Raw genomic sequence first — 25,192 nt, forward strand, 5'->3', positions numbered from 1 at the left:
TCAGCAAGGAGGATATTTCCTACGGGGCTGCAGAAGCCCCCCGGCTTGCAAAAAGGCAACGGTTATGCAACCCTAAATAAAGACAACATTTAACGGGGGTCCGTATATGGCTAAAACAATTGTAGAAAAGCTAAATATGCACAAATTCAAAAAGGTTGCTGTATTGTACAGACCAGAGAATGACGACAGTTTAGCGGGATTAGCAGAGCATGATACTGAATTAACAGCCAGCAGTTATGATCTGATATTTGCTTATGTGCTTAATATGGAATCGCTACAGGATCTTGTCCATAAAGTGATTGATCACAACTATTTAAATAAAGGCGGCTATTTGTTCGCCGCTTATCCCAAAAAAGGGAATAAGGTTTATCCGGCCTACATTCACAGAGACAGTCTTTTTGAAGGGGTAGGAGCCGATGAGGACGGTTATATTGGCACGAGCAACCTGAAGTTTGCGCGTATGGTGGGCTTAAATGAGGTGTTTACCGTTGTCGGATTCAAAGAGGAGGCGCGGAAGAACAAGGATGCATCTTCAAAGCCAAGTCAACGTGTGGACGATTACACCTCTATGATCCCTGCTGTGGAGCAAGATCTGACGGATAGTGCGGAGACACTGGCTTTTTACCAATCCCTTACGCCCGGCTACCGAAAGGATTGGGCCCGTTATGTATACAGCGCTGTACAAGAGGAGACTAGAGAAAAACGGCGGGCGGAAATGAAGAAGATTCTGGGTGAAGGGTATAAAAGCATCGATATTTACCGAAGAGACAGGCCGTAAATAGAACTGTCATCCTTGCGCACATAATAGAATCGAAGCCACTCCGCATAAAGAGTGGCTTCTCTTCTTCATATACTGATATTGCTAGCTCATGCGTGTTACAACAGAGGTTCTTCCTTGCTGACTACGTTTGCCTTTTTTTCAATCATGATCTTCTTTTTCGTGGGCATAAATAATGTGATAACAAGCGCGGCAATGGATAGAATCATCATGAAGTAATAGGCGTCACTTGCCCCTAAAATCGATGTAAGGGATTTAAGAAGCTCAGCAGTAGTAGAAGGATTCTGCTGGAGCACTGTAGCTGCATGGCTTGTTGCCTGCACTGTATAAATCGTAATCACGACAGCCGTACCAATCGCCCCTGCAATTTGGCGGACGGTATTATTCACTGCTGTACCATGCGTACCGAGTTGCTTGGGCAGCGCATTTAGTCCCGCCGTATTAAGTGGCATGGTAATGAAGCTTAATCCAATTCGCAGGCAAATCGTACGAATCATTAAATACATATACGTTGTCGATTCAGATAGATCTGTTACCGCCCACATGGATGGAATAATAAACAGTAAACCAATGATAAACAATGGCTTCGCCCCGAAACGGTCGTATAATTTACCGGTGACGGGTGACATCAAAGCATTTACAAGCGCACCCGGCAATAATAGAAGCCCTGCATCAAATGCTGTAAATCCACGGCCATTCTGCAGATAAATAGGCAATAGAATCATATCTGCGTACATCATCATCGTGACTAGCACGTTAATTAGAGAAGTTAACGTAAAGATTTTATTTTTGAAGACAGACAGGTTTAACAGCGGGTCATCGGACTTGATTTGTCGAATACAGAATATGGCCGTTACAACGATCCCAATCCCTAAGGACAGGATCACCAATACATCGTCCCAGCCTTTACTGCCTGCACTGCTGAAGCCGTATAAGATTAAGCCAAATCCGATTGTTGATAAAAAAACACTTACTACATCGAGCTTCGACTTAGACGTGTCGGATACATTCACTAAATATTTGAATGCCAGCACTATGACAATGACGACAAGTGGGATGAGGCCAATAAATAACCAGCGCCAAGAATGATATTCGACGATAAATCCCGAGAGAGTCGGTCCAATGGCAGGAGCGAAGATCATCGCCAGTCCAAGCAGCCCCATAGCGCTGCCGCGTTTCTCAATAGGGAAGATAGCGAGCACAACACTCATCATGAGCGGCATAATAATGCCTGCACCGGCGGCTTGGATCATACGTCCTATTAAGAGCACAATAAAGCTTGGTGCCGCTGCACAAATGATCGAGCCCATTAATAAAAATAACATGGCGCTTAGAAATAATTGCCGCGTTGTATAGCGTTTCATTAAATAGGCTGTAATCGGAATTAATATCCCGTTGACCAGCATAAAGCCTGTTGAAATCCATTGTACGGTCGTTGCCGTGACATGAAATACATCCATTAAATTACTTAAGGCAACATTTAATAACGTCTGATTGAGTGTGGATAAGAAACAACCCAGAATTAAGATGGTTAGTAAGATCCCTTTATTTATTTTCTTAACGTCTTCTTGCACGGTGTAATCCCCTCTTCATTGCTTTTTCGACACAGTGTCAATAAAATGAATCATATCAGTAATTAAGAATTATTCCTATTTACAATTTTATTGAAAATGTTGACTAATCGACAGAACCGGTGGATTAGTAGATGAAGTGACAAATAAACGATAATAGAGGGATGAAATGTCTGCACAAAAGAGAGTAGATCCACGAGCCATTCGCTCGAAAAAGATGCTGAAGAGTGCCGTTTTTTCATTATTAGAAGAAAATTCGGATATTTCGCAGTTGACCGTCCAAAAAATCGCCAACCGGGCAGAACTGAATCGTGCAACGTTTTATTTGCATTACGAGGATATTAACGATTTGTTGCGCCAGATCGTACATGAAATCTTTGATGACCTGTCCATGAAAGTTGAACCGCTATTACAAGTGAAGAGCAGCAACGAACAGGAGCAGTTGGTTACATTCTTAAATTATTTTTATGAATACCGGAAGGTCTTTGCTGTATTCGTTGAGCATAAAGGCTTCAAAAATCACTTGTCCAACCTGTTGAAAAATACGATAGAAACACGAAGAAACGCGAGAAGAATAGATTCCACAAAGGAGGTTGTTTCAGTCGATATTGTGGTATCATCACTGCTGGGGATTATTATGTGGTGGATTAAGGATGGCATCCAATATAATTCTGAATACATAGCAGCGCAAATTACCTTGATGCATAGAAGAAGGTTTTTGTAACAAGTTAGGTCCGCATATAGCGAGAGGGTTCAGCTCAATAAAAAAACCACTCACAGGAGTGGCTGTGTCTTGCTATAAAGTCTCTTTCACTTTGATTAACAACTTCAAGAAGGCCGCGCTTTCTTCTTCGGTAAGGCCCTGGGTAACGCATTGTTCTACTTCCATGAATATATCGTGGAATTCTTCGACGAGGTCGGCCCCTTTTTTCAATAAATATATTTTTTTCTGCCGTTCATTATCTTCCGGAATCACCCGCTTGATATACCCTTTTTTCTCCAACCCCTGAAGCATGCTGGTGATGGTGGCTCCCTTACGGTTGAAACGCTCGGCCAAATCCTTCTGGATCACACCTTTGTCCTGATGCTCAAAAATATAGCCCATCATCTGCCCTTGCTGCGCATTCAGTCCCAGTTCCGATAATCTGACATTGGCCATACCTCTGATTTTCAATCCAATCTCCCGGATCAAATCGGAGTAGGGGGTAAGCAAAGCTTGCTTCGTCATCCTGTGCCTGACTCCCTTGCTATAGTTTGAATTCTAATTATAAGAACATCTTAATTTTCGGTCCCTTAATTGTCAAATCTAAATGAATATATAGATTGAATTTAAGATTTACCCATTTGGGCGAGGACGTAACTACGGTGAATATTTGGACTTCCGGCCGCTGTTGTCCCCCAGATTTCTTGGTTTAACCCGCTATATGCGGTGGAAATCCGGTGACAAAGGCGGTCGCTATCGCTCCTACAGTTCCAAATTTCCCCTCCGTTACTTTTGCCCTTTTGTGTAGTTATTAAGTTCATTCTATAATATTACGATTGACAGTTAGAAGTCTAACTGTTATATTTCAATCAATAAAAACACTATCCCATTATAGGAGGTATCACAATGATTACAGCAATCACCAATGCGCGCATATTTGACGGCGAGAACGTGATCAGAGCCACGACGGTCCTGATTGAAGGTGAACAGATCCTATCGGTAGGCGGGGAAATACCGGCACATGCGATCACCATTGATGCGAAAGGAGGGACTTTACTGCCGGGTCTGATCGATGCCCACGTTCACACTTCCGTAGAGGGCCTGCGCGATGCACTGAAATTCGGTGTGACGACTGAACTGGAAATGATGGGCGGGTTTACGAAAAACGGCCGCGAGGCACAGCTCCAGGGGATTGAGGATATTGCCGACGTGCGCTCTGCCGGAATGGGGGTCACACCTCCTGGAGGGCATCCCGATGAACTTATGCCTGGGGATGGGGAAATCCCGGATTTTGTACTGAAGGAATTGGAGAAAATGAGCGAGGAAGATCGCAACGCTATGCTGGCTGCTCATGCCCATGATCACGATCACGGAGAAGCGGCTGCGGTATCGAACAGGGATGAGGCGCTGGTATTTGTGGGCGAACAACTCAGGGAGGGAGCCGACTATATTAAGATTATGATTGAGGAAGGGACGGTACTGGCCGCCCCCGGATTGCCTGTCTTAAGCCAAGATATTCTAAGTGCAGCCGTAGGGGAAGCGCACCGGTACGGCAAGATTGCGATTGCCCATGTGTTGACTGCGGACTCCTCCCGGCAAGCCATCGAAGTCGGGGTCGATGGTCTGGCCCATTTATTCATCGACCGCCCGGACCATACTTCGGATCTGGTGAGAATGATCGCAGAGGCCGGTGCTTTCGTTACACCGTGTCTGGTCTTGAACTCTTCCATTATCGGTAACTCCGCAGCGGAATTGGCCAAGGATCACCGTGTGAGTTCCAGGCTTAGTCCGGAATGGTTGGATACGCTGAATGCCAGCTTCCATACCTACCCGCAAGGCAGCATGGAAGACAACTACCGGAATGTGATGGATCTTCATCATGCAGGTGTAGACATCCTGGTGGGTACGGATGTTTCCGTGCCGGTTCCATCGCTTGGCGGGCTTGCCCATGGGGCCAGTGTACACCATGAAATGCAGCTATTGGTGGAAGCGGGATTCACGCCCGTAGAAGCTCTTCAGTCCGCTACTTCAAAAACAGCCCGCCGGTTCGGCCTGAACGACCGCGGGCGTATCATTCAGGGGGCAAGGGCAGACTTGGTCTTGGTCGACGGCGACCCGACCACAACTATTTCCAATACGTTATCTATCCGTGGAATATGGCTGCGCGGCATTCAGAAAGTAGAAGAAGTGTGAAACCACGCTGGCGCTTGATTTTTTAATAATGAGGAAGTCCATCCTAAGGGGGATGGGCTTTTTTTAATATCTATACAGACAAATGAACGTTCGGGTGGTGCTATTCGTACTATAGTTATTCTACGGGAAGAGCGTATGGGAAAAAACTCATTGAAAGGGTGAAGGGAATGCTTACAATCAAACATTTTACCAAAAGCTATAAGGGTGGTAAAAAGGCAGTAAATGACTTGAATTTGGTGGTGGAGCCAGGCGATATCTACGGCTTTATCGGACATAACGGAGCAGGTAAAACAACAACCATTCGGGCAGTAGTGGGCGTGCTTGATTTTGAAGAAGGGGATATTGAAATTGACGGTATCTCCATTAGAAAAGATCCGGTCGCTTGCAAGGCGAGGATAGCGTATATTCCGGATAACCCGGATCTGTACGATCATCTTACCGGCATCCAGTACTTGAATTTTATCGGTGATCTCTTTAGTGTATCCAAAGCGGATCGTGAGCTGCTTATTAAAAAATACAGCGATGCTTTTCAAATTACGGCCCATTTGGGGGATATGATCTCATCGTATTCCCATGGGATGAAGCAGAAGCTTGCGATCATCTCTGCGCTCATTCATCAACCAAAGTTGTTAGTGTTAGACGAACCCTTTGTTGGCCTTGATCCAAAGGCCGCTCACATGCTAAAGACAATCATGGTAGAGCTGTGCAGCAATGGCAGTGCCATCTTTTTCTCCACGCATGTGCTGGATGTGGCAGAGAAGCTCTGCAATAAGATAGCGATCATAAAGGGAGGCCAATTGGTAGCCCAGGGCAAGACAGAAGAAGTAAAGGGCGAAAATAGCCTGGAAGCCTTATTCATGGAGCTGATCGACAATGATTAATATCTGGAGATTAACGAAGCTGCAGTTGTTTTCTTCATTTGGGTTGAACAAAGCTTTACATACAAAAGATGTTAAAGAAAAACGAAAATCGCTTTTACTCGCCTTTGGTATTTTTGTGGGAGTGCTCATGATAGCAGTAGTTTCATTCGGATACAGCTTCATGTTGGCAGTGACTTTTGAACAAATGGGGCGAATGGATCTATTACTGGCGATTATGATGGCTGTTACTTCTATTGTAGGGTTCTTCACCACGGTCTATAAGGCAAGCGGTGTATTATTCAGCTATAAGGACTACGATTTGGTGATGTCGCTGCCGATAAAGACGAGTCATGTGGTCGCAAGCCGTGTTCTTCAGCTCTATGTGCTGAATTTGTTCTTTTCTTTGATGGTCATGCTGCCAGCAGGTGTGGTATATGCTATAAAAGTGAATCCGGGGACGTTATTTTATCTGTTTTTTCTAATGACACTTTTATTTATCCCATTACTGCCGATTATTGCGGCAACGATTATTGGCTCATGCATTAGCTGGATCTCTTCCCGGTTTAAAGCGAGCCGGATGATCAGTCTTGTATTAACTTTTGCCATTATGATTGCACTTATGGTCGGTTCATTTACGCTGAATGGAAACGAGCAGGCACTTGCTGATATGGGGACTGAGCTGGCCGATATGATATTTAAGCTGTATCCTCTTGCAGAAATTTATGTCGATGCGGTCTGCTCGTATCAGGTAGGCTCATTATTATTATTTATTGCGTTATCCGTACTTTCATTTATTATATTTGCCACTGTGTTAAGTACAAGATATAAAGCGATTCATACAGGTCTAATGACCAGTCATGCAGGCAGCAAATATACCATGAAGCCGTTAGAAGCCTCATCTCCATTCCGTGCACTGTATAAGAAGGAGTTGCGCCGATATTTTGGCTCTTCTGTTTATGTGCTGAACACAAGTATAGGCATGATTCTATTACTGGTGATGTCGGTTGCCTTATTGTTTGTCAGTTCGGAGAAGCTGGGGGAAATGATTGAAATTCCACAATTATCCCATTATCTGAGTACGCTGGCTCCCATCCTACTATCCTTATTTGTAGTGTTAAGCTGCACAACGTCAAGTTCCATTTCGCTTGAAGGCAACAATTTATGGATACTAAAAAGCTCACCCGTATCGAAACAAGCGATATGGCTTAGCAAAGTTGCCGTGAATCTGACCATCACATTACCGGTCCTGAGTATTAGTAGTGTAATGCTTATGATATCGTTGCGCACGGGATGGATGGAAAGCTTATTATTGCTTGTTATCCCTTTGATCTATGCTTGTTATTCCGCGCTGATGGGCATTATTGTTAACTTGAAATTACCTAACCTGGAGTGGAAAAGCGAAGTTACGGTAATCAAACAGAGTGCAGCAGTCCTTGTATCTATGCTCATAGGGATCATCAGTTTATTAGTTCCCTTGGGACTATCCCTTCTTCTGACGCAGGTAAATGCAAATCTCCTCTTGTTAGCGGTTGGCATGATTATGATAGCGGCATGCCTAGCAATGTATAGATATATGCAGACAAAAGGGGAGCAGTTGTTTCAGCGGCTTTAAACAGCCAGCTGTCGGTTCCATCCCGGTAACTGGCTGCTTAGCGGTTCAATAGGTTTCGAGATTTTAATTATGGTAATATTCTGCCAATGCATTTGCCGCAATGATGGCCTGGTATACGTCATCAGGAGTTACGGGATGTGGCATATTGCCCATCGTGTCTCCTTCGGCACATGCATCTTCCGCCACTTTCCGCCATTCTTCCTCTCTAAACTGATCCAGACCGAGATCTTTTAATGTTAAGGGTAAGCCCACTTCTTTAATGAAGTTGATGACCGTTTCCACTTCTTCTTTGGGTGCACTTTCTAAAACAAGCTGTGTTAATAAACCAAACACTACTTTTTCGCCATGCTGAGCATGATGCAGCGAGGGAACCGCGGTCATTCCGTTATGAATGGCATGAGCAGCGGCTAAACCGCCGGACTCAGCCCCCACACCACTTAAATAGATGGTGGCTTCAATTGTTTTTTCAACGGCAGGAGTGGAAACTTTATGATCAACGGCTATCTTCGCTTGAAGGCCATATTCCAGAACAGTGTCATAGCACATCTTGGCGATACCTAATCCGGCAAGCGAGGGTTTCAAATTGACCAGATTATCACCATTTTTTTGGTAGCAGGCGCGCGCTTCAAAATAAGTGGCTAGCGCATCTCCAATTCCAGCGACAAAAAAACGGGTGGGAGCACTTGCTAAAATATTTGTATCTGCCAAGACCACATCTGGATTGGTTGGCAGGAACAGATAGCGGTCAAACGAGCCGTCTGTTTTGTAGATGACAGAAAGTGCGGTGCAGGGGGCATCGGTTGAAGCGATGGTTGGGAAGATAACCACAGGCAAATGTACATAATAAGCAGTGGCTTTAGCGGTATCTAAGGTTTTCCCGCCGCCAATACCCACAATCACATTAGCGCCTGATTTTTTAACCGCTTCACAATGCCTATCGATTTCTTCCTGAGTAATTTGTAGATTAAATTTCACGAACTCACTCTGCTGTCCAGCTTCTTCAAAGGATTGCCCCGCTTCTTTCGCTGCACGATCCAGGATGAATTCGTCACAAATTACATAAGCATGGTCACCATAAGTAGTGGTATACGTAGATAGTTCGTTTAATAAGTGGTGACCTACTATAAATTTCTTGGGGGACGTGACTGATTTTACCGATCGTTTCAATTTAACCACTCTCCTTGTTTTAGAAATTATCTACTGCAGGTGAGCTGATTATGCATTCAATGATTGGATTTGTTCCCTGAAAAAGAAAACAGCCCCTCAGATTGAGGAGCCTCCATAGGAATCATGTTAGGTTAAGTTGCGGGAATTTCAAGGACCCTGGCAATTAAAAACCCCGGCAAATCTGCCGGGGCTAATTATGTATAAATGGAGTTGTGCACACAGAGGCATTATGATATGATTGGAGAATTACTAATCATTTATTTTGCGAATCGCCTAATAATCCTATCTTATTTACAACTTAATCTTACCATACAGTAATACGGGTTGTCAAACTTTCATTTTACAAATTCGAATGAAGGAGTGTATGCAGACAGATGATAAGTGCGGAGGATTGGAAGCAAGAACAGGAACGGCTGAAGCAGGTTATGGAAAAGCTGCAAGCGAGGATCACCGAACTGGAGCCGGAGGTGGCCGGGCTGCATGACCAAGTGGTGGACATCCGCAAGCAGTTTTGGGAAGAGGTAACTGTAAACACAAGTACTAGCGAAGATTTTGAAGAGACCTTCTACAGTATCAGGCAGCAAGAATCTTTATTATCCGAACGGGAGCGAAGCCAGCGGTTGCGCTCGCAGCAATGGAAAAACATGAAACGGCTGCTGTCCTCTCCCTACTTCGGACGCATTGATTTTCATGAGGATGGCTTGAACACTGCCGAGCAAGTCTACATCGGTGTGTCATCTTTCATTGACTCAGATGGCATGAGTTTTCTGGTGTACGACTGGCGTACTCCGATCGCTAGTATGTATTACGATTATTCACCGGGCGCGGCCGGATATGATACGCCGGGTGGGGCTATCGCTGGAACGATGCAGCTGAAGCGGCAGTATCAGATTCGCGGAGATCAATTGCAGAACGTATTCGACACGAGCTTAACGATTGGCGATGAATTGCTGCAGCAGGTGCTTGGCAAGGGTGCGGACAATCAGATGAAGAGTATCGTCGCGACGATCCAGAAGGAACAGAATGCCATTATCCGCGATGACAACAGCCGGATGCTGATCGTGCAGGGGGCGGCTGGCAGCGGGAAAACCTCGGCGGCCCTGCAGCGGGTGGCGTACCTGCTGTATAAACACCGCGAACGGCTAAGGGCTGACCAAATTGTGCTGTTCTCACCTAATCCGATGTTTAACAGTTATGTATCTACCGTTCTTCCTGAACTCGGTGAAGAGAACATGCAGCAGACGACCTTCCATGAATATCTCGATTACTGGCTTGGCAGGACGTTTCGTTTAGAGGATCCCTTCGACCAGATTGAATACGTGCTGGAAGAACAATCTGATCGCGGGTATGAAGCCCGGCTGAAAGGAATCCAATACAAAGCATCTGTGGACTTTCTTCAAGCGCTCCGGAATTATGCTCAGGGGTTGGAGGGGAAGGGCATGCGATTCACAAGCATTCGCTTCCGGGATCGCGATTTGATTACAGCTAAGCAAATGGAATCGCGATTTTACAGCTATGATCCTTCCATTCGCTTATCCAACCGCATCGCTTTGCTGCAGGAGTGGCTGCTGCGTGAACTTTCTCTGCTGGAAGACAAGGAACGTGAGGCGTTCTGGGTGCAGGAGGAGCTTGATTATCTAGACAACGATCAGTACGCCGAAGCGTTTAATGAACTGCATAAAGACAGAGGTGTGTTTGACTTTGCCGAACAATATGAAGAAGCGCGCGAAATGCAGCGCGGCAAGCGGAGGCTGGACGAGGGCGATTTCGATTATGCTGAGCGTGAGGAAGCACTGCTGCGCCGGATGGTCGTGAAGGAGCAATTTAAACCGCTGAAGCGAAGTGTGAAGCGGATGTTGTTCATAGACATGATTGGGCTGTACATCCAGTTCTTTGAAGAAGAGAATGCTTTGGCGGAGATGACGAATGAAGCTGGAATTTCCCTGCTCTGGCCGGAAATCTGTCAACAAACCAAGGAGAGGCTAAGCCGGTCCGAACTCTTCTATGAAGATGCGACACCGTACCTGTACCTGAAAGAGCTCATCGAGGGCGTCCGGGTGAACACGGAGATCCGGCATGTATTCGTCGATGAGGGTCAGGATTATTCGATGTTTCAGTATGAGTTCCTCAAAAAAATGTTTCCCCGTGCCCGCATGACGGTGCTTGGCGATTTCGGTCAGGCTATCTTTGCTCAGGCCACAGAACTGTACGGCGAAGATTCACCGCTCATCGGATTGTATGGCCAATCTGAAACGAGTTTATTCCGTCTGGTTCGCAGTTACCGGTCAACGCGTGAGATTGTGGAATTCACGAAGTCTTTATTGCCTAACGCCAAGGAGATTGTAGCCTTTGAACGCAGGGGCAGGAAACCGCTCCTCTCTCAGATGGGCAGCGGCGGGCAGCGGGCCGCAAGAATAGCTGAGCATCTTGCGGCTCTTCAGGGGGAAGGCTTGGTCTCCATCGGGATCATCACCAAGACAGCGGCCGAAAGCAAAGCTGCCTATGATCTCCTTACAGCTCAGGGATGCCAGGGGTTGAAGCTTGTGACGAAGAGTACGCCCAACTTTGAGAAGGGAACCCTGATCCTCCCCGTATATCTCGCCAAGGGCGTTGAATTCGATGCCGTTCTAATCTACGACGCATCTTCGCAGACGTATCATCTAGAGAGCGAGCGCAAGTTATTCTATACCGCATGCACGCGTGCTATGCACCGGCTTCTGCTCTACACAACGGGAGAGTGGACCCCATTCCTTCCGGCATCGGATAAGTCCTTGTATGAGGTAGAGCAAATTCAGTGATGAATACTAACCAAGGATCTCCCTTCATAAACATGACAGTCAGATGTCGAGTTTCTCCATGTATACTTTGGAGAAAGGAGAGGATTCAACCATGAACACTTATACGACCCACAAGCCCAAGCTGATCATTACTGGAGTGGCTGTACGTACAACAAACGCTGAAGAAACGGGACCGGATGGACGATTGCCAAAACTTTGGGACACCTACTTTCAGAGCAATCTTGTTTCTACGGCGGGGGTCAGAAATCCTCAATTCCTATACTCGTTGTATACGGATTATGAAAGCGACGTGAACGGAGCCTATACCGTTGTAATTGGACATGAAACAGATAATGAATTCGTCCAGGATGACAATAATCATGCGGTTGTGGAAATACCCGAAAGTAATTACATCGTTTTCACGGCAAAGAAGGGACCTATGTATGAAGTGGTGCCTGAGGCGTGGCGGGAGATATGGACCTATTTCAAGCAATCGCCGGAAGTGAGAACCTATACGGGCGATTTTGAGCTTTATGATTCCAAGAATTCGGATCCAGCAAACACAGAAGTGCAGATTTATATAGCCATTAAATAGCTGGAGAGCATGTTAAAACGCTACTGACATAAGGCTGTCAGTAGCGTTTTTGTATAGTTATATAGAATGAATTTAATAACTACACAAAAGGGCAAAAGTAACGAAGGGGAAATTTGGAACTGTAGGAGCGATAGCGACCGCCTTTGTCACCGGATTTCCATCACATATAGTGGGTTAAATCAAGAAATCTGGGGACAACAGCGGCCGGAAGTCCAAATATTCACCGTAGTTACTTCCTCGCCAAAATGGGAAAATCTTAAATTCAATCTATATAGATCAATAGATGATGTAAACAAGGAAGGGGATTGAGGTATGCAAATGGACGAAATAAGTCAACAAAGCCGCTTCTGGATTGGTGTCGTGTCTGCATCCCACGTGAAGCATGGAGAGATGGGCGGCTTCGCGCAGTTCTGCCACGGCAACTCAGCACCTTTACGCAAGATGCAGGCAGGCGATTGGCTGATCTACTACTCCCCGCGTACAGATATGATGAACGGGGCACCACTCCAAGCGTTCACTGCTATTGGGGAAGTGGCTGATGATAACGTCTACAACTATCAGATGTCCGAATCGTTTGTGCCATTCTGCAGAAATATCAGCTATATGCCGTAGCTTCACGCGCGGGAATCCCAAGTGGGGGTATTCCCTCCGCTTCGGTCATTTGGAGATCGGCCGAGAGGACTTTATGACGATTGCCAGTGCGATGTTGAGCAATTAGCAGATAGAAGGTTTTTTATAGCATAGAACGTACTTATTAGTATCTTTGTGATGAGGAATTGACAGTCTCGAAAGCAATGCTATAATCAAATAAATAGAAAATAATGCAATTATTTTTTCTTTTTGGAACCTGCATCCAGACAAACTTCACTAATCACTGTTTGGAAAATGGGGGTAAAGAGATGGGAGAGCTCAAAGCGCCTTTCGTAACCAATGTAGAGGATATGAGTTGGATCAGGCGCACTTCTGACTGCTATTTTATCATCGATGAGACGGGGAAAGTCTTACAATGGAGCGCGGAGCTTGGTACGCTGCTTGGTATTTCGGCCACACAAGCGGTCGGCAAGGCCTGCCGTTCCCTTGATCTCTTCAGTGATTCTACCGGGAACAGCCTCTGTAAAACCTGCCAGGTTCTAAGTGCTACAAAACATATGAACAATTGCAACGGATCACGCAGGGTATTTGTTCAACGTGGTTCGGTCCGGGTTCCTTTCCTGAAGAATATACGGGCCAGCAGCTACGATAAACGGTTAATCTGGGTGACCCTCGAACAGGCCGCGATTTTTTCCCTGATGGAAAAGCTGACTTCACAAGAAAATAAAGTGCTGGACCTATTATCCAGAGGCCATACAACGCAGCAGATTGCTATAGAGCTACACATTTCTTATACTACGGTACGAACCCATATCCGTAATCTTTTGAGCAAGCTTGGAGTACACAACCAAAAGGAAGCAGTTTCTCTCTTTTTTGCCGAGCTGCTTAAATAATAATTAGTGAGTAATAGAAAAGGATCATCTCCCGGTAGTTGACTGAGGGGGTGATCCTTTTTGCGGCTTAATATCCAAATTATATTATAAAAATACCTCAAATGTACGATCCTTCCGCTTCTAATATATGTTAATTTAGTAGCACATATTGAAAGCCGGGAGCAAACGTCCCCGGTGAGGGAGGGAAATATGAGTAATATTGCAGCAATACAGGATCAGTTCAAAGCTCCGTTCTACCTGGTCTGGGAGATTACACTTTTGTGCAACGCCAGTTGTGTGCATTGCTATTCAGGCGCAGGCCGTCGGCACCCCGACGAACTAGACGCAGCAGAGGCTCTTTCCGTAGTTGATCAATTAGCTGAGGCCGGTGTCCTCCTGCTGGGACTCTCCGGGGGAGAAGCTCTGCTCAGGCCCGATTGGATGGACATAGCCTCCCGTGCTTCGTCGAAGGGGATGATGGTTTCGATCGGCACCAATGGAGCCGTGATTGATGATGAGATGTGCCGCCGGATCATCGAGGCAGGAGTGTCCGGGATTTGTGTCAGTATTGATGGAGCAACGGCGGAAGTGCATGAGCAGGTGCGCGGTGTCAAAGGACTGTATGACAAAGCTGTTAGCGCTATAGAAACATTAGTGAAGCATGGGATTAATATAACTGTTGGGTATACGCCGACCCGGCTTAATTTCAGGGATGGCCGAAAGGTCGTAGAATTGGCCGCTCGACTCGGTGCAAATGGAGTGAATTTATCTGAGTTCATTCCCACAGGACGGGGAGATCAGGCATTGGCGCTTACGCCAAATGAGCTTCGCGATGTGATTGTGGAGTGGATCTCCATGCAGCAGGAGTACGCCGGAAAGCTGAAGATATACTGGCATGACTGCCGTGTTGCACTGATGCTGCCGCCAGAGCAGGCAGCACAATATATAGGCTGTGGTGCAGGTTATGTTACCGCCCGTATCACGGTTAACGGTGATGTCACCCCTTGCGTGACTTTACCGCTCACAGCAGGCAATTTGCGTGAGCAGAGCTTCCAGGACATCTGGAGCTACTCGCCGGTCCTAGCGAATATTCGGGACAGGACGACAAGAAACGAAGGAAATTGTGGCACTTGTGAGCATAAGTTCATCTGCGGAGGATGCCGCTCTGCGGCATTAGCCTATCATAACGATGCTTCAATGGGCGATCCTTATTGCTGGGTGGTTCCTGAAGCAGTTCAAGTGTAGAAGGAGAGGATAAGATGCCAAATTTAACTTCGGATACGGTACTAACACTCGCATCCAATATTGTTACCCGCAAAGAGGAAAATAGCAAGTACGTGGTGTACAACCCGGCTACGGACGAGCTCCATGTGTTGTCACGTCTGGCCTATACCATATTGAAGCTGTGTGAGCAGCCCGCCCGGGTTGCCGAGATTACGGGGCTTGTTGAGGAATCTATTCCAGCCTTCCAGTGTGACCAGGGACGCGGGGAAGTGAACGGATTACTTCAGAAGCTATTGAAACGAGGCTTGCTCCAGGCAGCCTGACCAGCCCTATAGAGAGGAGGTGAGGAAATGGAAGCAACCAGAGAACTGCTATGGGACATCGCCCGTGACAATATGGCGGAAATGGAAGACGCTGATTTGCTGGCAGCCATTCAAGAACTGGATATTGTAGATTTAGGGGAATTATCTGTTATTGCCTGGAGAGTAATTTAGCAAGCAAGGAGCCTCGGGCGCTGCCGGAGGTTCTTTTTACAAGGAGGCAGCCAATGGATCAGAGCAGAACAACCTGCCGGAGGTTAAGCAGTGGATTGGAAATCATTCATCTTCCGTTAGCCGGTATTAACACGGTATCGCTGGGCCTGCTCTCGGGTGCAGGTGCAAGGCTGGAAGCGGAAGATGAAATAGGCAGTTCGCGGATTCTCGAACATTGGATATGGCGAAGAGAACAGAAGGAAGAAGATCTCAATGATATTTTGGCGGATTTCGGAGCTAATTTGAAAACCTCATCCAATATAGAATGGACACGCCACTGGACTACAGTGCTTTGTGATCAATTTGAGCCGGTCTTCAAACTGTTTTTGCATGATATCCTGGAGTTTGATTTGTGCCCTGAGACCTTTGCGGCCAGCAAGGAGTATGCAGCAGTTCTTTCAAGTAAACGCCGGAAGGAACCGAATGCGTACGTAATGGATGTATTGCGTGAGAAAATGTCCGGGGGTAAAACGATCGGACGGTCAGCTGTAGGCCGGGTTGAAGATATAGCGAAGCTGGATTTCCCCAAGGTGAAGAGCGTCTATGAACGTCTTTATGTTCCAAATAATTGTGTGGTTGCTGTGGTTGGAGGTATTTCAAAGGAAAGACTGGGGAAGCTGCTGGATGAAATCGGTGAAGCCGGCGCTGTACAGGATTCACTGATCATTCCTCGGGAAGAATCCCCTTATTGGCAATCCTGTGCGTATTCCATAGAACAGGAAGGCAGACTCGTTCATCTGGCAGCAGCGTTGCCCTGTGTATCCTGCAGACATCCTGATTTTTTCGCATTTGCTGTGTTGTCACAGGCGCTGGGTGGAGGAGACGGTTCCAGACTTTTTGAAAGTATCCGGCAGAGAAAAGGGTTGGCCTATCAAGTGCGGAGCAGCTTGATGTCCTTCAGGGATACGGGACTCATGACCTTTTATCTGGCCACCGGACCGAATTCCGTATCCTGGGCGGCATCTGCCATCGTTCAAGAAATGGAGCAAATCAGGAATAACGGAATGAGCAGGGAGGAGGTCAAGGCCGCCCAAAACCAGCTTTTAAACCAGATGGTCCTAAGGTCAGAGAGTACAGCTTCCAGAATGAACACGCTGTTGACCGCCTCATGGTATCCGGGATACCCCGGGACGTTAACGGCCATGAAAGAAGCCATAAGTTCGGTTACTCCGGAGGCGATTCAGTCCGCATTACAGAACGCCGCCCCGACTGCAGAAATGGGTCTGGTGACGTTGGGTCCGGTATCCGCTTCAGCGCTAGTATTGAATCATTAGGAGGACGTTATGGCCTACTCGCAGTGGAAGTATCCAAATGGTCTGAACGTAATCACGGAGGATATGCCTTCAATGGCAAGTGTGACGGCCGGATTTTTTGTACTGAGCGGGGCAAGACATGAGTCCCCGAAACAGACAGGTATAGCACATGCGCTGGAGCATCTGCTTTTTCGAGGGTCGCTGCTCTATCCGAAGGGAACTATGAGTCCCGAGTTCACTCAAATGACAGGGACTATGAATGCTTTTACCACCTGGGAATATACTTGCTTCTACAGCCGTTCCACCCCTGAAGAATTGCCCGGAATCTTTTTTCCATTAATGGATATGCTTCGTCAGCCTTTATTGCGGGAAGAAGATTTTGGTCTGGAACAGAATATTATCCGCAAAGAATTATCAAGACAATTAGAGGAACCGCGGAGCAGACTTACTCATGCGCTCCATCAATACGTGTATCCGGGACGTCTCGGCAAACTGTTGATTGGTCTCGATGAAGATATTCTAAAACTGAGCGCTCTGGAGCTTAGACAATTTCACCGGCGTCATTACATTCCCTCCAATATTCTGCTGGTGATTTCCGGCAGCCTTGAGAAATGCAGCGGACTGGAGTCCTGCCTGCAAGCTTTACAGGATTGGGAGGAGCCTATGCTTCCGGTCGAGCTTGAACAGCCTCTAATGGCACAACCTGCGGTGGTCAACCTTTCGCAAAAGCGTGCAGATCTATGTTACTCAGTATGGGCCTGGAGTCTCCCGCCGCTTGAAGATAAAGAACATTACGCAGTCCATTTGCTATGCACCTTGCTGGGCGACGATAATTACATCGGCTCAAGGCTTTATAATGTGATCGTTGCCCCTGGATTCGCCCAGCAGATCACCTGTGTATACTCCGTATTGGGCGGCAAAGGACTGTTCAAAATCTATGGTTTGGCAAGGGCAGCTCAGCTGGAGGGGATCCGAGAAAAGATGCTGGCCGAGCTGCGCCAGATGGAGGCTGGAAGGATCACACCACGTGAATACAACCGTGCCAAGCAAAAAGTAAAAACACAAATGGCCCTGGATGCTTCCGTATCCCACAGCCGTTCGGTCTCAATTGCCCAGGCCTGGATGCGTCATAGACGTATGGTCCCTCTGGGCGAACTCCTGACATTCATTGATCAGATTAGTATAGGTGACCTTCAAAATATAATCGCGCAGTACTTTAACAACCAGGAGTGCTTTGAAATATACGGATAATCACAAGAAACGGAGCTGGTCTAAACATGGTGGAGGAATGGTTCCGCTATCCTGTACATATGGTCTGGTCGGTTACTAATTTGTGTAATGCCCACTGCATACATTGCTCGTCAAGCTCTGGAACCTGTCTTCCGGGAGAACTGGATCAGGCGCGGGCTTTGCAGTTAATTGACGAGCTGGCGGATATGGGTTGTATTGATTTGGCCTTATCTGGCGGGGAGCCGCTGCTTCGGGCGGATATCGAACAGATCATCGAACATGCCGTTCATCATCATATGCAGGTGGGTCTGGGAACCAACGGCTGGGGTCTGAATCTGAAAAGAGCGAAGGAATTAAGAGGATTAGGACTTCAGCGCATCCAGATCAGCCTCGATGGTATAGGTCAGACGCATGATGAAGTGAGAGGGCTGAAGGGGCTGTTTAATCGTGTGGAACGTGCCATTGATGCTTCTCTGGAGTCAGGACTCCAGACACATATCTGCTTTACTCCCCACAAGGAAAATGTGCATCATACCGAGCAGGTCATTGAATTTGCCTTATCCAAAGGAGTCCATCTATTCAATCTGTCCCAGTTCGTGCCTGTAGGCCGGGGAAGTCAAAGCATGGACTTGCTTCCCGAGCAATGGAGATCTTTGGCGATGCTGTGGGTGAACAAGAGGGAGCAGCTTAAAGGTCGTATGAAGTTCAGCAGCCACTTGGCGCAAATGGCTTTGGTTGATCCCACTTTAGCCTGCCAGGAGGGCTTCCGAGGCTGCCAAGCCGGTATGGCGCAAGGGTATATTTCTGCAGATGGTTGGGTCACTCCCTGTGTTATGCTTCCGGTACATTTAGGCAATGTCCATGAGCGCCCCTTAAAAGAGATTTGGGACAGCTCTCCTGTTATCCAGCAATTGCGTGACCGGAGCAACCTGGGCGGAAACTGCGGACAATGCGGAATTCGGGAAAAATGCGGGGGCTGCCGCGGGGTTGCTTATGGCCTGTATCACGACTATTTAGCTGATGATACGCACTGCTGGCTGCATTCCGCACCAGAGTCTGCAGATCGGATCACAGTCTAATAAAAAAGGGGAATGTACAAATGAGCTATGTTACCAGAGATGAAGATATTCGTTATGTTATTTTGCTCAGCCATGCAACGAATGAAAAAATGAGTCTTGAACTCATTCGCGCCCATGTGAACCATTTACGGGAGCTTGACCGGGAGGGGAAGCTGGTATTGTGCGGGCCGTTTACGGATTATGCCGGCGGTATGGTCATTATCCGCGCTGCGTCCAGAGAAGAAGCGGTGCAGATAGCAGAGCGTGATCCTTATGTCCTTTCGGGCAAAGAGAATTATGAATTGCGCACCTGGGAGTTGTCGCTTGAGAGTAACGGACATATGGGCATTGTTGAATAGAATGAAGAGAGGTTGATTCTTTCATGCGGCTTACGTTTTCTTATTTTAGACGACATGACCCCATACTATGGATTCGAGTGTTTGGAACCGGATTATGTGCATTAACTACATTTATGATCCGGCCTTTTCTCATTTTTTATATTTCGGATAAGCTTGGTGGAACTGTGCTGATGCCTCTGCTGGTTGTAGGTCTTCAACCGCTGGCGGGAATTATGCTCAGCTTCTGGGGCGGGGGGCTGGCTGACCGTTACGGGCGCAAGCCGGTTATGCTTGTATCATTGGCTATTCAGGCTTTGTCCATGCTTGGTTTTATATTTGCCGATACCCTGTGGATGCTGATTCTGATTTCTGTACTTGGGGGTATGGGGATGCCGATGTTTCTGCCTGCAGCCAATGCCCAGATTTCTGACATTGTTCCCGAGGAGAAACGTGCGGAAGCCTTTGCCCTTATTCATGGTGCAGTCAATGTTGGCGGTGCGCTGGGGCCTTTGCTGGGCTTGGCCGTGTATCTATTGAATCAGAGTATTATCTTTGTGATTTGTTCGGCTTCTTTTGTTTTGTTCGCTTTGCTCATTTGGTGGAAGGTGCCGGAAACACGACCGGAAGACATCCTGCAGCCCGATAAGCCTGCGGCCCATTCGACCAGACTTCCATACCGGGAACATAGATTGTTGTACCTGTTGACCTTGTTCGCGCTTCCTGTGGGATTACTGTACTCGCAGGTGGAAACCACTCTTCCGCTGCATTTGAAAACAAACTTTTCTAATGCATCCTCCATCTTTGCCGGACTTATGACGATTAATTCTATTGTTGTGATTCTGCTCATGGTTTGGCTGCCAAAGAAGACGGAAAACAAATCACCGCAGTCCATGATATTAATAAGTTATGTGCTGTTTGCCATCGTAAGTCTGGGTTATGGATTTGCTGCATCTTTCCTCGTATTAGTGGTCACGGAGCTGATTTTTACCGTAGGCGAAATTATAGGCATCATCCATTTGCAAAAATATGTTTCCATTGCTGCCCCTGCAGGCATGAGAGGAAGATATAACTCTATCTTTGGCTTATATATGCAAATCCCCAAAATCCTCGGCCCCATTTGCTTCGGACTAATCTTTGAGCATTTTGGCGGGGGCCTGATGTTTTCGCTTGTCGCTGGTCTGCTGGTTCTCTGTGGAGTGGCCATCTATCAACTAATCCGTAATGAGCAGAATCAGAAAGTCGCCTTAATGCAAAAGGAGCTGCAGACGGATACAGCGGTTTAAGGAGAGTGGAATCAGAATGCAAATCTGTTCTGTGAACATCGGAAAAGCCGGATGGATTGAATGTGAAGGGAAACGCGCATTGTCTGCGATCACGAAGAAGCCAACAAAAGACCGAGTGTTCTTATCCGCTCTAGGTCTGCAAGGAGATGAACAGGCGAACAAAATCAGACATGGTGGACCAGACAAAGCGATTTGTGCTTATCCTGAAGAATATTACGATGACTGGGAACAGGAGCTATGCAGGGAGCTTCCCTTTGGTTCCTTTGGAGAAAATCTTACAGTACAGGGTATGAGGGAATCGGAAGTACATATCGGTGATATTTTTATGTGGGGGGAGGCGTTGCTTGAGGTTACCCAGCCCCGCCCCCCATGTCATAAGCTGGCTAAAAAGTTTGGCAACCCTCAACTGCCGCTCCTTTTTCAAAATCTGGGGAGAACCGGTTTTCTCATGCGTGTTCTGCAGGAAGGGTGGGTTAGCATTGAGAGCCAATTCGTTTGCTCCAAAACTCATCCCTCTCAAATCTCCATTGAAATGGTCAATGATGTTATGTATAAGGATATACGGAATAAAGAGCTGCTCACGGCCATTTTACAGGTGGAGGCCTTGTCGCCAAGCGTTAGAACCACTTTCAAGTTAAGGCTGGCAGGGCATTATGAGGATTCTACGAACAGGCTGCAAGGGATGTAAATTGAGAACCTGCTTCGATCGCATAAGAAACGCCTTCACAGTTAGAGCTGCGAAGGCGTTTTTTGTGCGAAATTTTCAACATTAAATCCTGTGCGAGGCGGGAGAGGATTTTTGACGATAATTGTCGAAACTTGTTGTATAGGTTTTTCGAGGCGTATCCGGTTGAAGGGTTTAGAAGATTGCCCGAAAATTATTCGGGTAATAGTAGCATAATGCGACTAGACTGCTCGTTTTTTATGAGAGGGTCTGAATATGGAGAGAGCAGGGAGGGGGAATGGACAAGTGCCCAACTTTAAACGAAGGCCTCAAGAGACGGGAGTTCCATTTCATAAGGAAACAAGTGATGTTCGATGCTAAGGATTGTCTTATTGGATGATGAGAAGCCTGCGTTGAACGTGCTGAACAAAGTGATCGGGGGAAGAAACGATGTGCAGGTGGTCGGCGCATACATGGACCCTTCGGAGATGCTTAAGGATATAAAGGGACTCAAGCCTGAACTGGTTTTTCTGGATATCGAGATGCCGGAGATGAATGGGTTGGAGCTGGCCGCCCGTTTGCTGGAGTTGCAGGAAGACATCGAGGTCGTGTTTGTTACCGCTTATCGTGAATATGCCTTGGAGGCTTTCGGGGGGAATGCGCTGGATTACTTATTAAAGCCGGTGGTGCCGGACTTGCTGCATCGTACTATAGATAGAGTATTAAAAAGAAGGACAGGGGCAGCCCCCGCAAAAGCGGCAACTGCTGCTTCCCGGATTGTATGTTTCGGAGGCTTTGAAATATACAAAGCGGATCATGCGGAACCCATTCGCTTCCCTACCGCTAAGGCGGAAGAGCTATTTGCCGTCAATGCGCTAACGAACGCCGAAACCCCGGCGATTTCCGGGCAGCCGGAAGACCGGACGGTGAGCTTGGGTGGTACAGCTGAGCTAAGCGTTGCGGCAACAGCTGGTGGTACGCTGAGCTACCAATGGTACAGCAATACCGAGAACAGCACGGCAGATGGCACGCCGTTGGCGGGCGAAACGCACGCGTCGTTCTCTGCGCCGACGAATGTTGTAGGCACAACCTATTACTATGCCGTGGTGAAGAACACGGATAACAGCAAGACAGGTGTGAAGACGGCTTTGACTACGAGTTCCGTAGCGAAGGTGACCGTCAACTCCCTGACCAACGCGGAAGCCCCGGCAATCTCCGGACAGCCGGAAGACCGGACGGTGAGCGTGGGCGGCACAGCCGATCTAAGCGTTGCGGCAACAGCTGGTGGCACGCTGAGCTACCAATGGTACAGCAATACAGAGAACAGCACGGCAGATGGCACGCCGCTGGCGGGCGAAACGCATGCGACGTTCTCTGCGCCGACGAACATGGTCGGCACTGTGTACTACTACGTTGTAGTGACCAACACAGACAACAGCAAGACAGGCCAGAAGACGGCTTTGACTACGAGTTCTGTAGCCAAGGTGATCGTCAACTCCCTGACGAACGCAGAAGCCCCGGCGATTTCCGGGCAGCCGGAAAACCGGACGGTGAGCGTGGGCGGCACAGCCGACCTAAGCGTTACGGCGACGGCTGGCGGCACGCTGAGCTACCAATGGTACAGCAATACGGAGAGCAGCACGGCAGACGGCACGCCGTTGACTGGCGAAACGCACGCGACGTTCTCTGCACCGACGAACATGGTCGGCACAAGCTATTACTATGTCGTGGTGAAGAACACGGATAATAGCAAGACAGGTGTGAAGACGGCTTTGACTACAAGTGCTGTAGCCAAGGTTAGCGTCAACTCCCTGACCAACGCCGAAACCCCGGTGATTTCAGCCCAACTGGATGACCGGACGGTAAGTGTGGGTGAGGCCGTTTATCTGGATGTTACGGCAACGGCCAGCGGCACACTGAGCTATCAATGGTACAGCAATACGGGGAACAGCACGACAGGCGGCACGTCGCTTACTGACGAGACGCACGCGACATTCTCCGCGCCAACGAATGTTGAAGGCACAACCTATTACTACGTCGTAGTGACTAATACAGACAACAGCAAGACTGGCGAGAGAACGGCGTCGGCAACGAGCAACGTGGCTAAAGTGGCTGTCAACTCTCTGACGAACGCCGAAGCTCCGGCGATTTCGGCCCAATTAGAAGACCGGACAGTGAGCGTAGGCGGCATAGCCGATCTAAGCGTAACGGCGATAGCGGGCGGTACGTTGAGCTACCAATGGTACAGCAATGCGGCGGACAGCACGACAGGCGGCACGCCGCTGACGGGCGAAACGAGCGCGGCGTTCACCGCGCCAACGAGTGCTGTAGGCACAACCTACTACTACGTTGTGGTGACCAATACAGATAACAGCAAGACAGGCGAGAAAACAGCATCGGTAACGAGCTCCACCGCTAAAGTGACCGTTGTAGAGCCAGCTCCATCAACGTCTGCACCAACTGAAACAGCACCTTCTGTACCTACTGCCACTTCTGCCCCAAATACGGGTGTTGACGTGTTGGTTAACGGTGTTGCTGAGCGGGCGGGCATCGCAGTGACAAGTCAGATCGGCGATTTGAAAGTGATTACCGTGACGATCGACCAGAAAAAACTGGAGGATAAACTGGCGGCGGAAGGCAGTGGCGCGACCGTAATCGTTCCGGTCAATGCGGAAGCCAACATTGTGATCGGTGAGCTGAATGGCCAAATGATCAAAAACATGGAGAACCAGCAGGCGAAGCTCGTCATCCAGACGAAAAACGCTTCTTACACTCTACCGGCCATTCAAATCAACATCGATGCTGTATCTCAACTGATTGGCAGCGAGGTTTCTCTGCAGGATATTAAGGTGCAGGTCAAGATTGCCGCACCTGCCGCAGAGATGGCTAAGCTTGTGCAGTCAGAGTCGGAGAAAGGGGCATTTGAACTGGTTGCTCCTCCAATTGATTTTACCGTCACGGCCACATATGGCGGAGAGACGGTGGATGTCGCCAAGTTCAATGCTTATGTGGAACGGACCATAGCCATTCCTGAAGGGGTGGATCCTAACCGAGTGACTACAGCCGTTGTCATTGACCCGGATGGAACGGTTCGCCATGTGCCTACACAAGTCATTCTCAATGGCGGGACGTATTACGCGAAGATCAACAGCTTAACGAACAGTACGTATTCTGTTATCTGGCACCCTATTTCCTACAAGGACGTTGAGCACCACTGGGCGAAAGAGGCCGTCAACGATATGGGATCCCGGATGATCATTAACGGGATTGGGAATGGAGATTTTGATCCCAACCAAGATATTACTCGTGCAGAATTTGCAGCGATTATCGTTCGCGGTCTGGGATTGAAGACGGACAATAGTACGATTCCATTCTCGGATGTGAAGTCGACCGATTGGTATAGCAGCTTTATTAGTACAGCGCATTCGTATAATCTGATTAACGGCTTCGAGGACGGTACCTTCCGTCCGTTGGAAAAGATTACTCGGGAGCAAGCGATGGTTATTTTGGCCAAAGCGATAAAAATTACAGGACTGAAGTCAAATCTTCAGACTAATAACGGGGAAGAGCTGCTGAGTTCTTTCGTGGATACAAGTCATGTATCAGCCTGGGCAGCGACAAGCATTACCGACATTTTGCAGGCGGGAATTGTGTTGGGACGAAGCGATCACCGACTCGTACCTGAAGCGCCTATATCAAGATCAGAGGTTGCAGTCACGGTGAAGCGGCTGCTGCAAAAATCCGGTCTAATATAAGAGGCGAGATTCTTATCAGAGGTGTCCATGAGGCTATGTTACGTAGCTTCACGGATACCTTTTTTTATTGGGAGGAACGAGGTAGGGGTCCGGCGGTGAAATGTGGTTCTGCATAGCCATGGTTTGGCTCCATAT

General features: G+C 47.8%; 21 protein-coding genes and 1 pseudogene. 19 read left to right on the forward strand and 3 right to left on the reverse strand.

The window, feature by feature from the left end; all coding sequences use genetic code 11:
- Positions 1-106 precede the first annotated feature (106 nt).
- The gene (locus tag ACQ76X_RS25820) at positions 107-778 is read left to right on the forward strand and encodes a YdeI/OmpD-associated family protein (RefSeq protein WP_438496614.1); all 672 of its coding nucleotides are present in this window, start codon (positions 107-109) and stop codon (positions 776-778) included.
- 98 nt (positions 779-876) lie between these two features.
- On the opposite strand, the gene ACQ76X_RS25825 is transcribed toward ACQ76X_RS25820, so the two are convergent.
- A complete protein-coding gene (locus tag ACQ76X_RS25825; RefSeq protein ID WP_438496616.1) occupies positions 877-2,352 on the reverse strand; it encodes a DHA2 family efflux MFS transporter permease subunit in 1,476 nt (491 codons plus the stop codon).
- A 166-nt stretch (positions 2,353-2,518) separates the two neighbouring features.
- Here ACQ76X_RS25825 and ACQ76X_RS25830 point away from each other — a divergent pair, with 166 nt between their 5' ends.
- The gene (locus ACQ76X_RS25830; RefSeq protein WP_438496617.1) at positions 2,519-3,073 is read left to right on the forward strand and encodes a TetR/AcrR family transcriptional regulator; all 555 of its coding nucleotides are present in this window, start codon (positions 2,519-2,521) and stop codon (positions 3,071-3,073) included.
- 72 nt (positions 3,074-3,145) lie between these two features.
- Here the strand turns inward: ACQ76X_RS25830 and ACQ76X_RS25835 are convergent, their stop codons facing one another.
- Positions 3,146-3,577, reverse strand: coding sequence for a MarR family winged helix-turn-helix transcriptional regulator (locus ACQ76X_RS25835; protein WP_438496619.1), 432 nt, complete (start codon positions 3,575-3,577; stop codon positions 3,146-3,148).
- 381 nt (positions 3,578-3,958) lie between these two features.
- Here ACQ76X_RS25835 and ACQ76X_RS25840 point away from each other — a divergent pair, with 381 nt between their 5' ends.
- From ACQ76X_RS25840 to ACQ76X_RS25850, 3 genes are all read left to right on the forward strand, one after another.
- Positions 3,959-5,245 carry an amidohydrolase family protein gene (locus ACQ76X_RS25840; RefSeq protein WP_438496621.1) on the forward strand — a complete coding sequence of 429 codons (1,287 nt, stop codon included), beginning with the start codon at positions 3,959-3,961 and terminating at the stop codon, positions 5,243-5,245.
- A 167-nt stretch (positions 5,246-5,412) separates the two neighbouring features.
- On the forward strand, positions 5,413-6,126 hold the full coding sequence (locus tag ACQ76X_RS25845) for an ABC transporter ATP-binding protein (protein WP_438496622.1): 714 nt from the start codon (positions 5,413-5,415) through the stop codon (positions 6,124-6,126).
- A complete protein-coding gene (locus ACQ76X_RS25850) occupies positions 6,119-7,717 on the forward strand; it encodes a hypothetical protein (RefSeq protein ID WP_438496624.1) in 1,599 nt (532 codons plus the stop codon). The genes ACQ76X_RS25845 and ACQ76X_RS25850 overlap by 8 nt, the downstream gene beginning before the upstream one ends.
- Positions 7,718-7,780: 63 nt before the next feature.
- On the opposite strand, the gene ACQ76X_RS25855 is transcribed toward ACQ76X_RS25850, so the two are convergent.
- Positions 7,781-8,884: a glycerol dehydrogenase gene (locus ACQ76X_RS25855; RefSeq protein ID WP_076113769.1), complete on the reverse strand. Its 1,104-nt coding sequence runs from the start codon at positions 8,882-8,884 to the stop codon at positions 7,781-7,783.
- Between the two features lie 374 nt (positions 8,885-9,258).
- Here ACQ76X_RS25855 and helD point away from each other — a divergent pair, with 374 nt between their 5' ends.
- From helD to ACQ76X_RS25925, 14 genes and pseudogenes are all read left to right on the forward strand, one after another.
- The gene (helD, locus tag ACQ76X_RS25860; RefSeq protein WP_438496625.1) at positions 9,259-11,682 is read left to right on the forward strand and encodes an RNA polymerase recycling motor HelD; all 2,424 of its coding nucleotides are present in this window, start codon (positions 9,259-9,261) and stop codon (positions 11,680-11,682) included.
- Positions 11,683-11,773: 91 nt separating this feature from the next.
- Positions 11,774-12,256 (forward strand): GyrI-like domain-containing protein, encoded by a 483-nt coding sequence (locus ACQ76X_RS25865; protein WP_438496626.1) that lies wholly within the window; start codon positions 11,774-11,776, stop codon positions 12,254-12,256.
- Between the two features lie 318 nt (positions 12,257-12,574).
- Positions 12,575-12,974: pseudogene (locus ACQ76X_RS25870) on the forward strand (EVE domain-containing protein).
- Positions 12,975-13,155: 181 nt separating this feature from the next.
- A complete protein-coding gene (locus ACQ76X_RS25875; RefSeq protein WP_438496628.1) occupies positions 13,156-13,740 on the forward strand; it encodes a LuxR C-terminal-related transcriptional regulator in 585 nt (194 codons plus the stop codon).
- 189 nt (positions 13,741-13,929) lie between these two features.
- Positions 13,930-14,964 (forward strand): radical SAM protein, encoded by a 1,035-nt coding sequence (locus tag ACQ76X_RS25880; protein WP_438496629.1) that lies wholly within the window; start codon positions 13,930-13,932, stop codon positions 14,962-14,964.
- A gap of 14 nt (positions 14,965-14,978) precedes the next feature.
- On the forward strand, positions 14,979-15,266 hold the full coding sequence (locus tag ACQ76X_RS25885) for a PqqD family protein (protein WP_038598046.1): 288 nt from the start codon (positions 14,979-14,981) through the stop codon (positions 15,264-15,266).
- A 27-nt stretch (positions 15,267-15,293) separates the two neighbouring features.
- Positions 15,294-15,437, forward strand: coding sequence for a hypothetical protein (locus ACQ76X_RS25890; protein WP_156130981.1), 144 nt, complete (start codon positions 15,294-15,296; stop codon positions 15,435-15,437).
- A gap of 53 nt (positions 15,438-15,490) precedes the next feature.
- On the forward strand, positions 15,491-16,750 hold the full coding sequence (locus ACQ76X_RS25895) for a M16 family metallopeptidase (protein ID WP_438496630.1): 1,260 nt from the start codon (positions 15,491-15,493) through the stop codon (positions 16,748-16,750).
- A 9-nt stretch (positions 16,751-16,759) separates the two neighbouring features.
- Positions 16,760-17,980, forward strand: coding sequence for a M16 family metallopeptidase (locus ACQ76X_RS25900; protein ID WP_438496631.1), 1,221 nt, complete (start codon positions 16,760-16,762; stop codon positions 17,978-17,980).
- 26 nt (positions 17,981-18,006) lie between these two features.
- Positions 18,007-19,038, forward strand: a complete 1,032-nt coding sequence (locus tag ACQ76X_RS25905) for a radical SAM protein (RefSeq protein ID WP_438496632.1) — start codon at positions 18,007-18,009, stop codon at positions 19,036-19,038.
- A gap of 20 nt (positions 19,039-19,058) precedes the next feature.
- Entirely contained in the window at positions 19,059-19,376 is a 318-nt protein-coding gene (locus tag ACQ76X_RS25910) for a YciI family protein (protein WP_052092395.1), read from the forward strand.
- 23 nt (positions 19,377-19,399) lie between these two features.
- Complete coding sequence (locus tag ACQ76X_RS25915) at positions 19,400-20,638, forward strand: MDR family MFS transporter (RefSeq protein ID WP_438496634.1); 1,239 nt, start codon at positions 19,400-19,402, stop codon at positions 20,636-20,638.
- Between the two features lie 16 nt (positions 20,639-20,654).
- Positions 20,655-21,326 (forward strand): MOSC domain-containing protein, encoded by a 672-nt coding sequence (locus ACQ76X_RS25920; RefSeq protein WP_438496635.1) that lies wholly within the window; start codon positions 20,655-20,657, stop codon positions 21,324-21,326.
- Positions 21,327-21,694: 368 nt separating this feature from the next.
- Positions 21,695-25,057: an S-layer homology domain-containing protein gene (locus tag ACQ76X_RS25925; RefSeq protein ID WP_438496636.1), complete on the forward strand. Its 3,363-nt coding sequence runs from the start codon at positions 21,695-21,697 to the stop codon at positions 25,055-25,057.
- The last annotated feature ends 135 nt before the right edge of the window (positions 25,058-25,192 follow it).

Origin of the sequence: Paenibacillus sp. IHBB 3054, assembly GCF_051594305.1 — a bacterium.
Taxonomy (GTDB): domain Bacteria; phylum Bacillota; class Bacilli; order Paenibacillales; family Paenibacillaceae; genus Paenibacillus_AQ.

Bases quoted from the DNA above. Each gene is read 5' to 3' on its own strand.
- ACQ76X_RS25820 (WP_438496614.1), top strand. From the start codon at position 107: ATGGCTAAAACAATTGTAGAAAAGCTAAATATGCACAAATTCAAAAAG.
- ACQ76X_RS25830 (WP_438496617.1), top strand. From the start codon at position 2,519: ATGTCTGCACAAAAGAGAGTAGATCCACGAGCCATTCGCTCGAAAAAG.
- ACQ76X_RS25835 (WP_438496619.1), bottom strand. From the start codon at position 3,577: ATGACGAAGCAAGCTTTGCTTACCCCCTACTCCGATTTGATCCGGGAG.
- ACQ76X_RS25840 (WP_438496621.1), top strand. From the start codon at position 3,959: ATGATTACAGCAATCACCAATGCGCGCATATTTGACGGCGAGAACGTG.
- ACQ76X_RS25845 (WP_438496622.1), top strand. From the start codon at position 5,413: ATGCTTACAATCAAACATTTTACCAAAAGCTATAAGGGTGGTAAAAAG.
- ACQ76X_RS25850 (WP_438496624.1), top strand. From the start codon at position 6,119: ATGATTAATATCTGGAGATTAACGAAGCTGCAGTTGTTTTCTTCATTT.
- helD (WP_438496625.1), top strand. From the start codon at position 9,259: ATGATAAGTGCGGAGGATTGGAAGCAAGAACAGGAACGGCTGAAGCAG.
- ACQ76X_RS25865 (WP_438496626.1), top strand. From the start codon at position 11,774: ATGAACACTTATACGACCCACAAGCCCAAGCTGATCATTACTGGAGTG.
- ACQ76X_RS25875 (WP_438496628.1), top strand. From the start codon at position 13,156: ATGGGAGAGCTCAAAGCGCCTTTCGTAACCAATGTAGAGGATATGAGT.
- ACQ76X_RS25880 (WP_438496629.1), top strand. From the start codon at position 13,930: ATGAGTAATATTGCAGCAATACAGGATCAGTTCAAAGCTCCGTTCTAC.
- ACQ76X_RS25885 (WP_038598046.1), top strand. From the start codon at position 14,979: ATGCCAAATTTAACTTCGGATACGGTACTAACACTCGCATCCAATATT.
- ACQ76X_RS25890 (WP_156130981.1), top strand. From the start codon at position 15,294: ATGGAAGCAACCAGAGAACTGCTATGGGACATCGCCCGTGACAATATG.
- ACQ76X_RS25895 (WP_438496630.1), top strand. From the start codon at position 15,491: ATGGATCAGAGCAGAACAACCTGCCGGAGGTTAAGCAGTGGATTGGAA.
- ACQ76X_RS25900 (WP_438496631.1), top strand. From the start codon at position 16,760: ATGGCCTACTCGCAGTGGAAGTATCCAAATGGTCTGAACGTAATCACG.
- ACQ76X_RS25905 (WP_438496632.1), top strand. From the start codon at position 18,007: ATGGTGGAGGAATGGTTCCGCTATCCTGTACATATGGTCTGGTCGGTT.
- ACQ76X_RS25910 (WP_052092395.1), top strand. From the start codon at position 19,059: ATGAGCTATGTTACCAGAGATGAAGATATTCGTTATGTTATTTTGCTC.
- ACQ76X_RS25915 (WP_438496634.1), top strand. From the start codon at position 19,400: ATGCGGCTTACGTTTTCTTATTTTAGACGACATGACCCCATACTATGG.
- ACQ76X_RS25920 (WP_438496635.1), top strand. From the start codon at position 20,655: ATGCAAATCTGTTCTGTGAACATCGGAAAAGCCGGATGGATTGAATGT.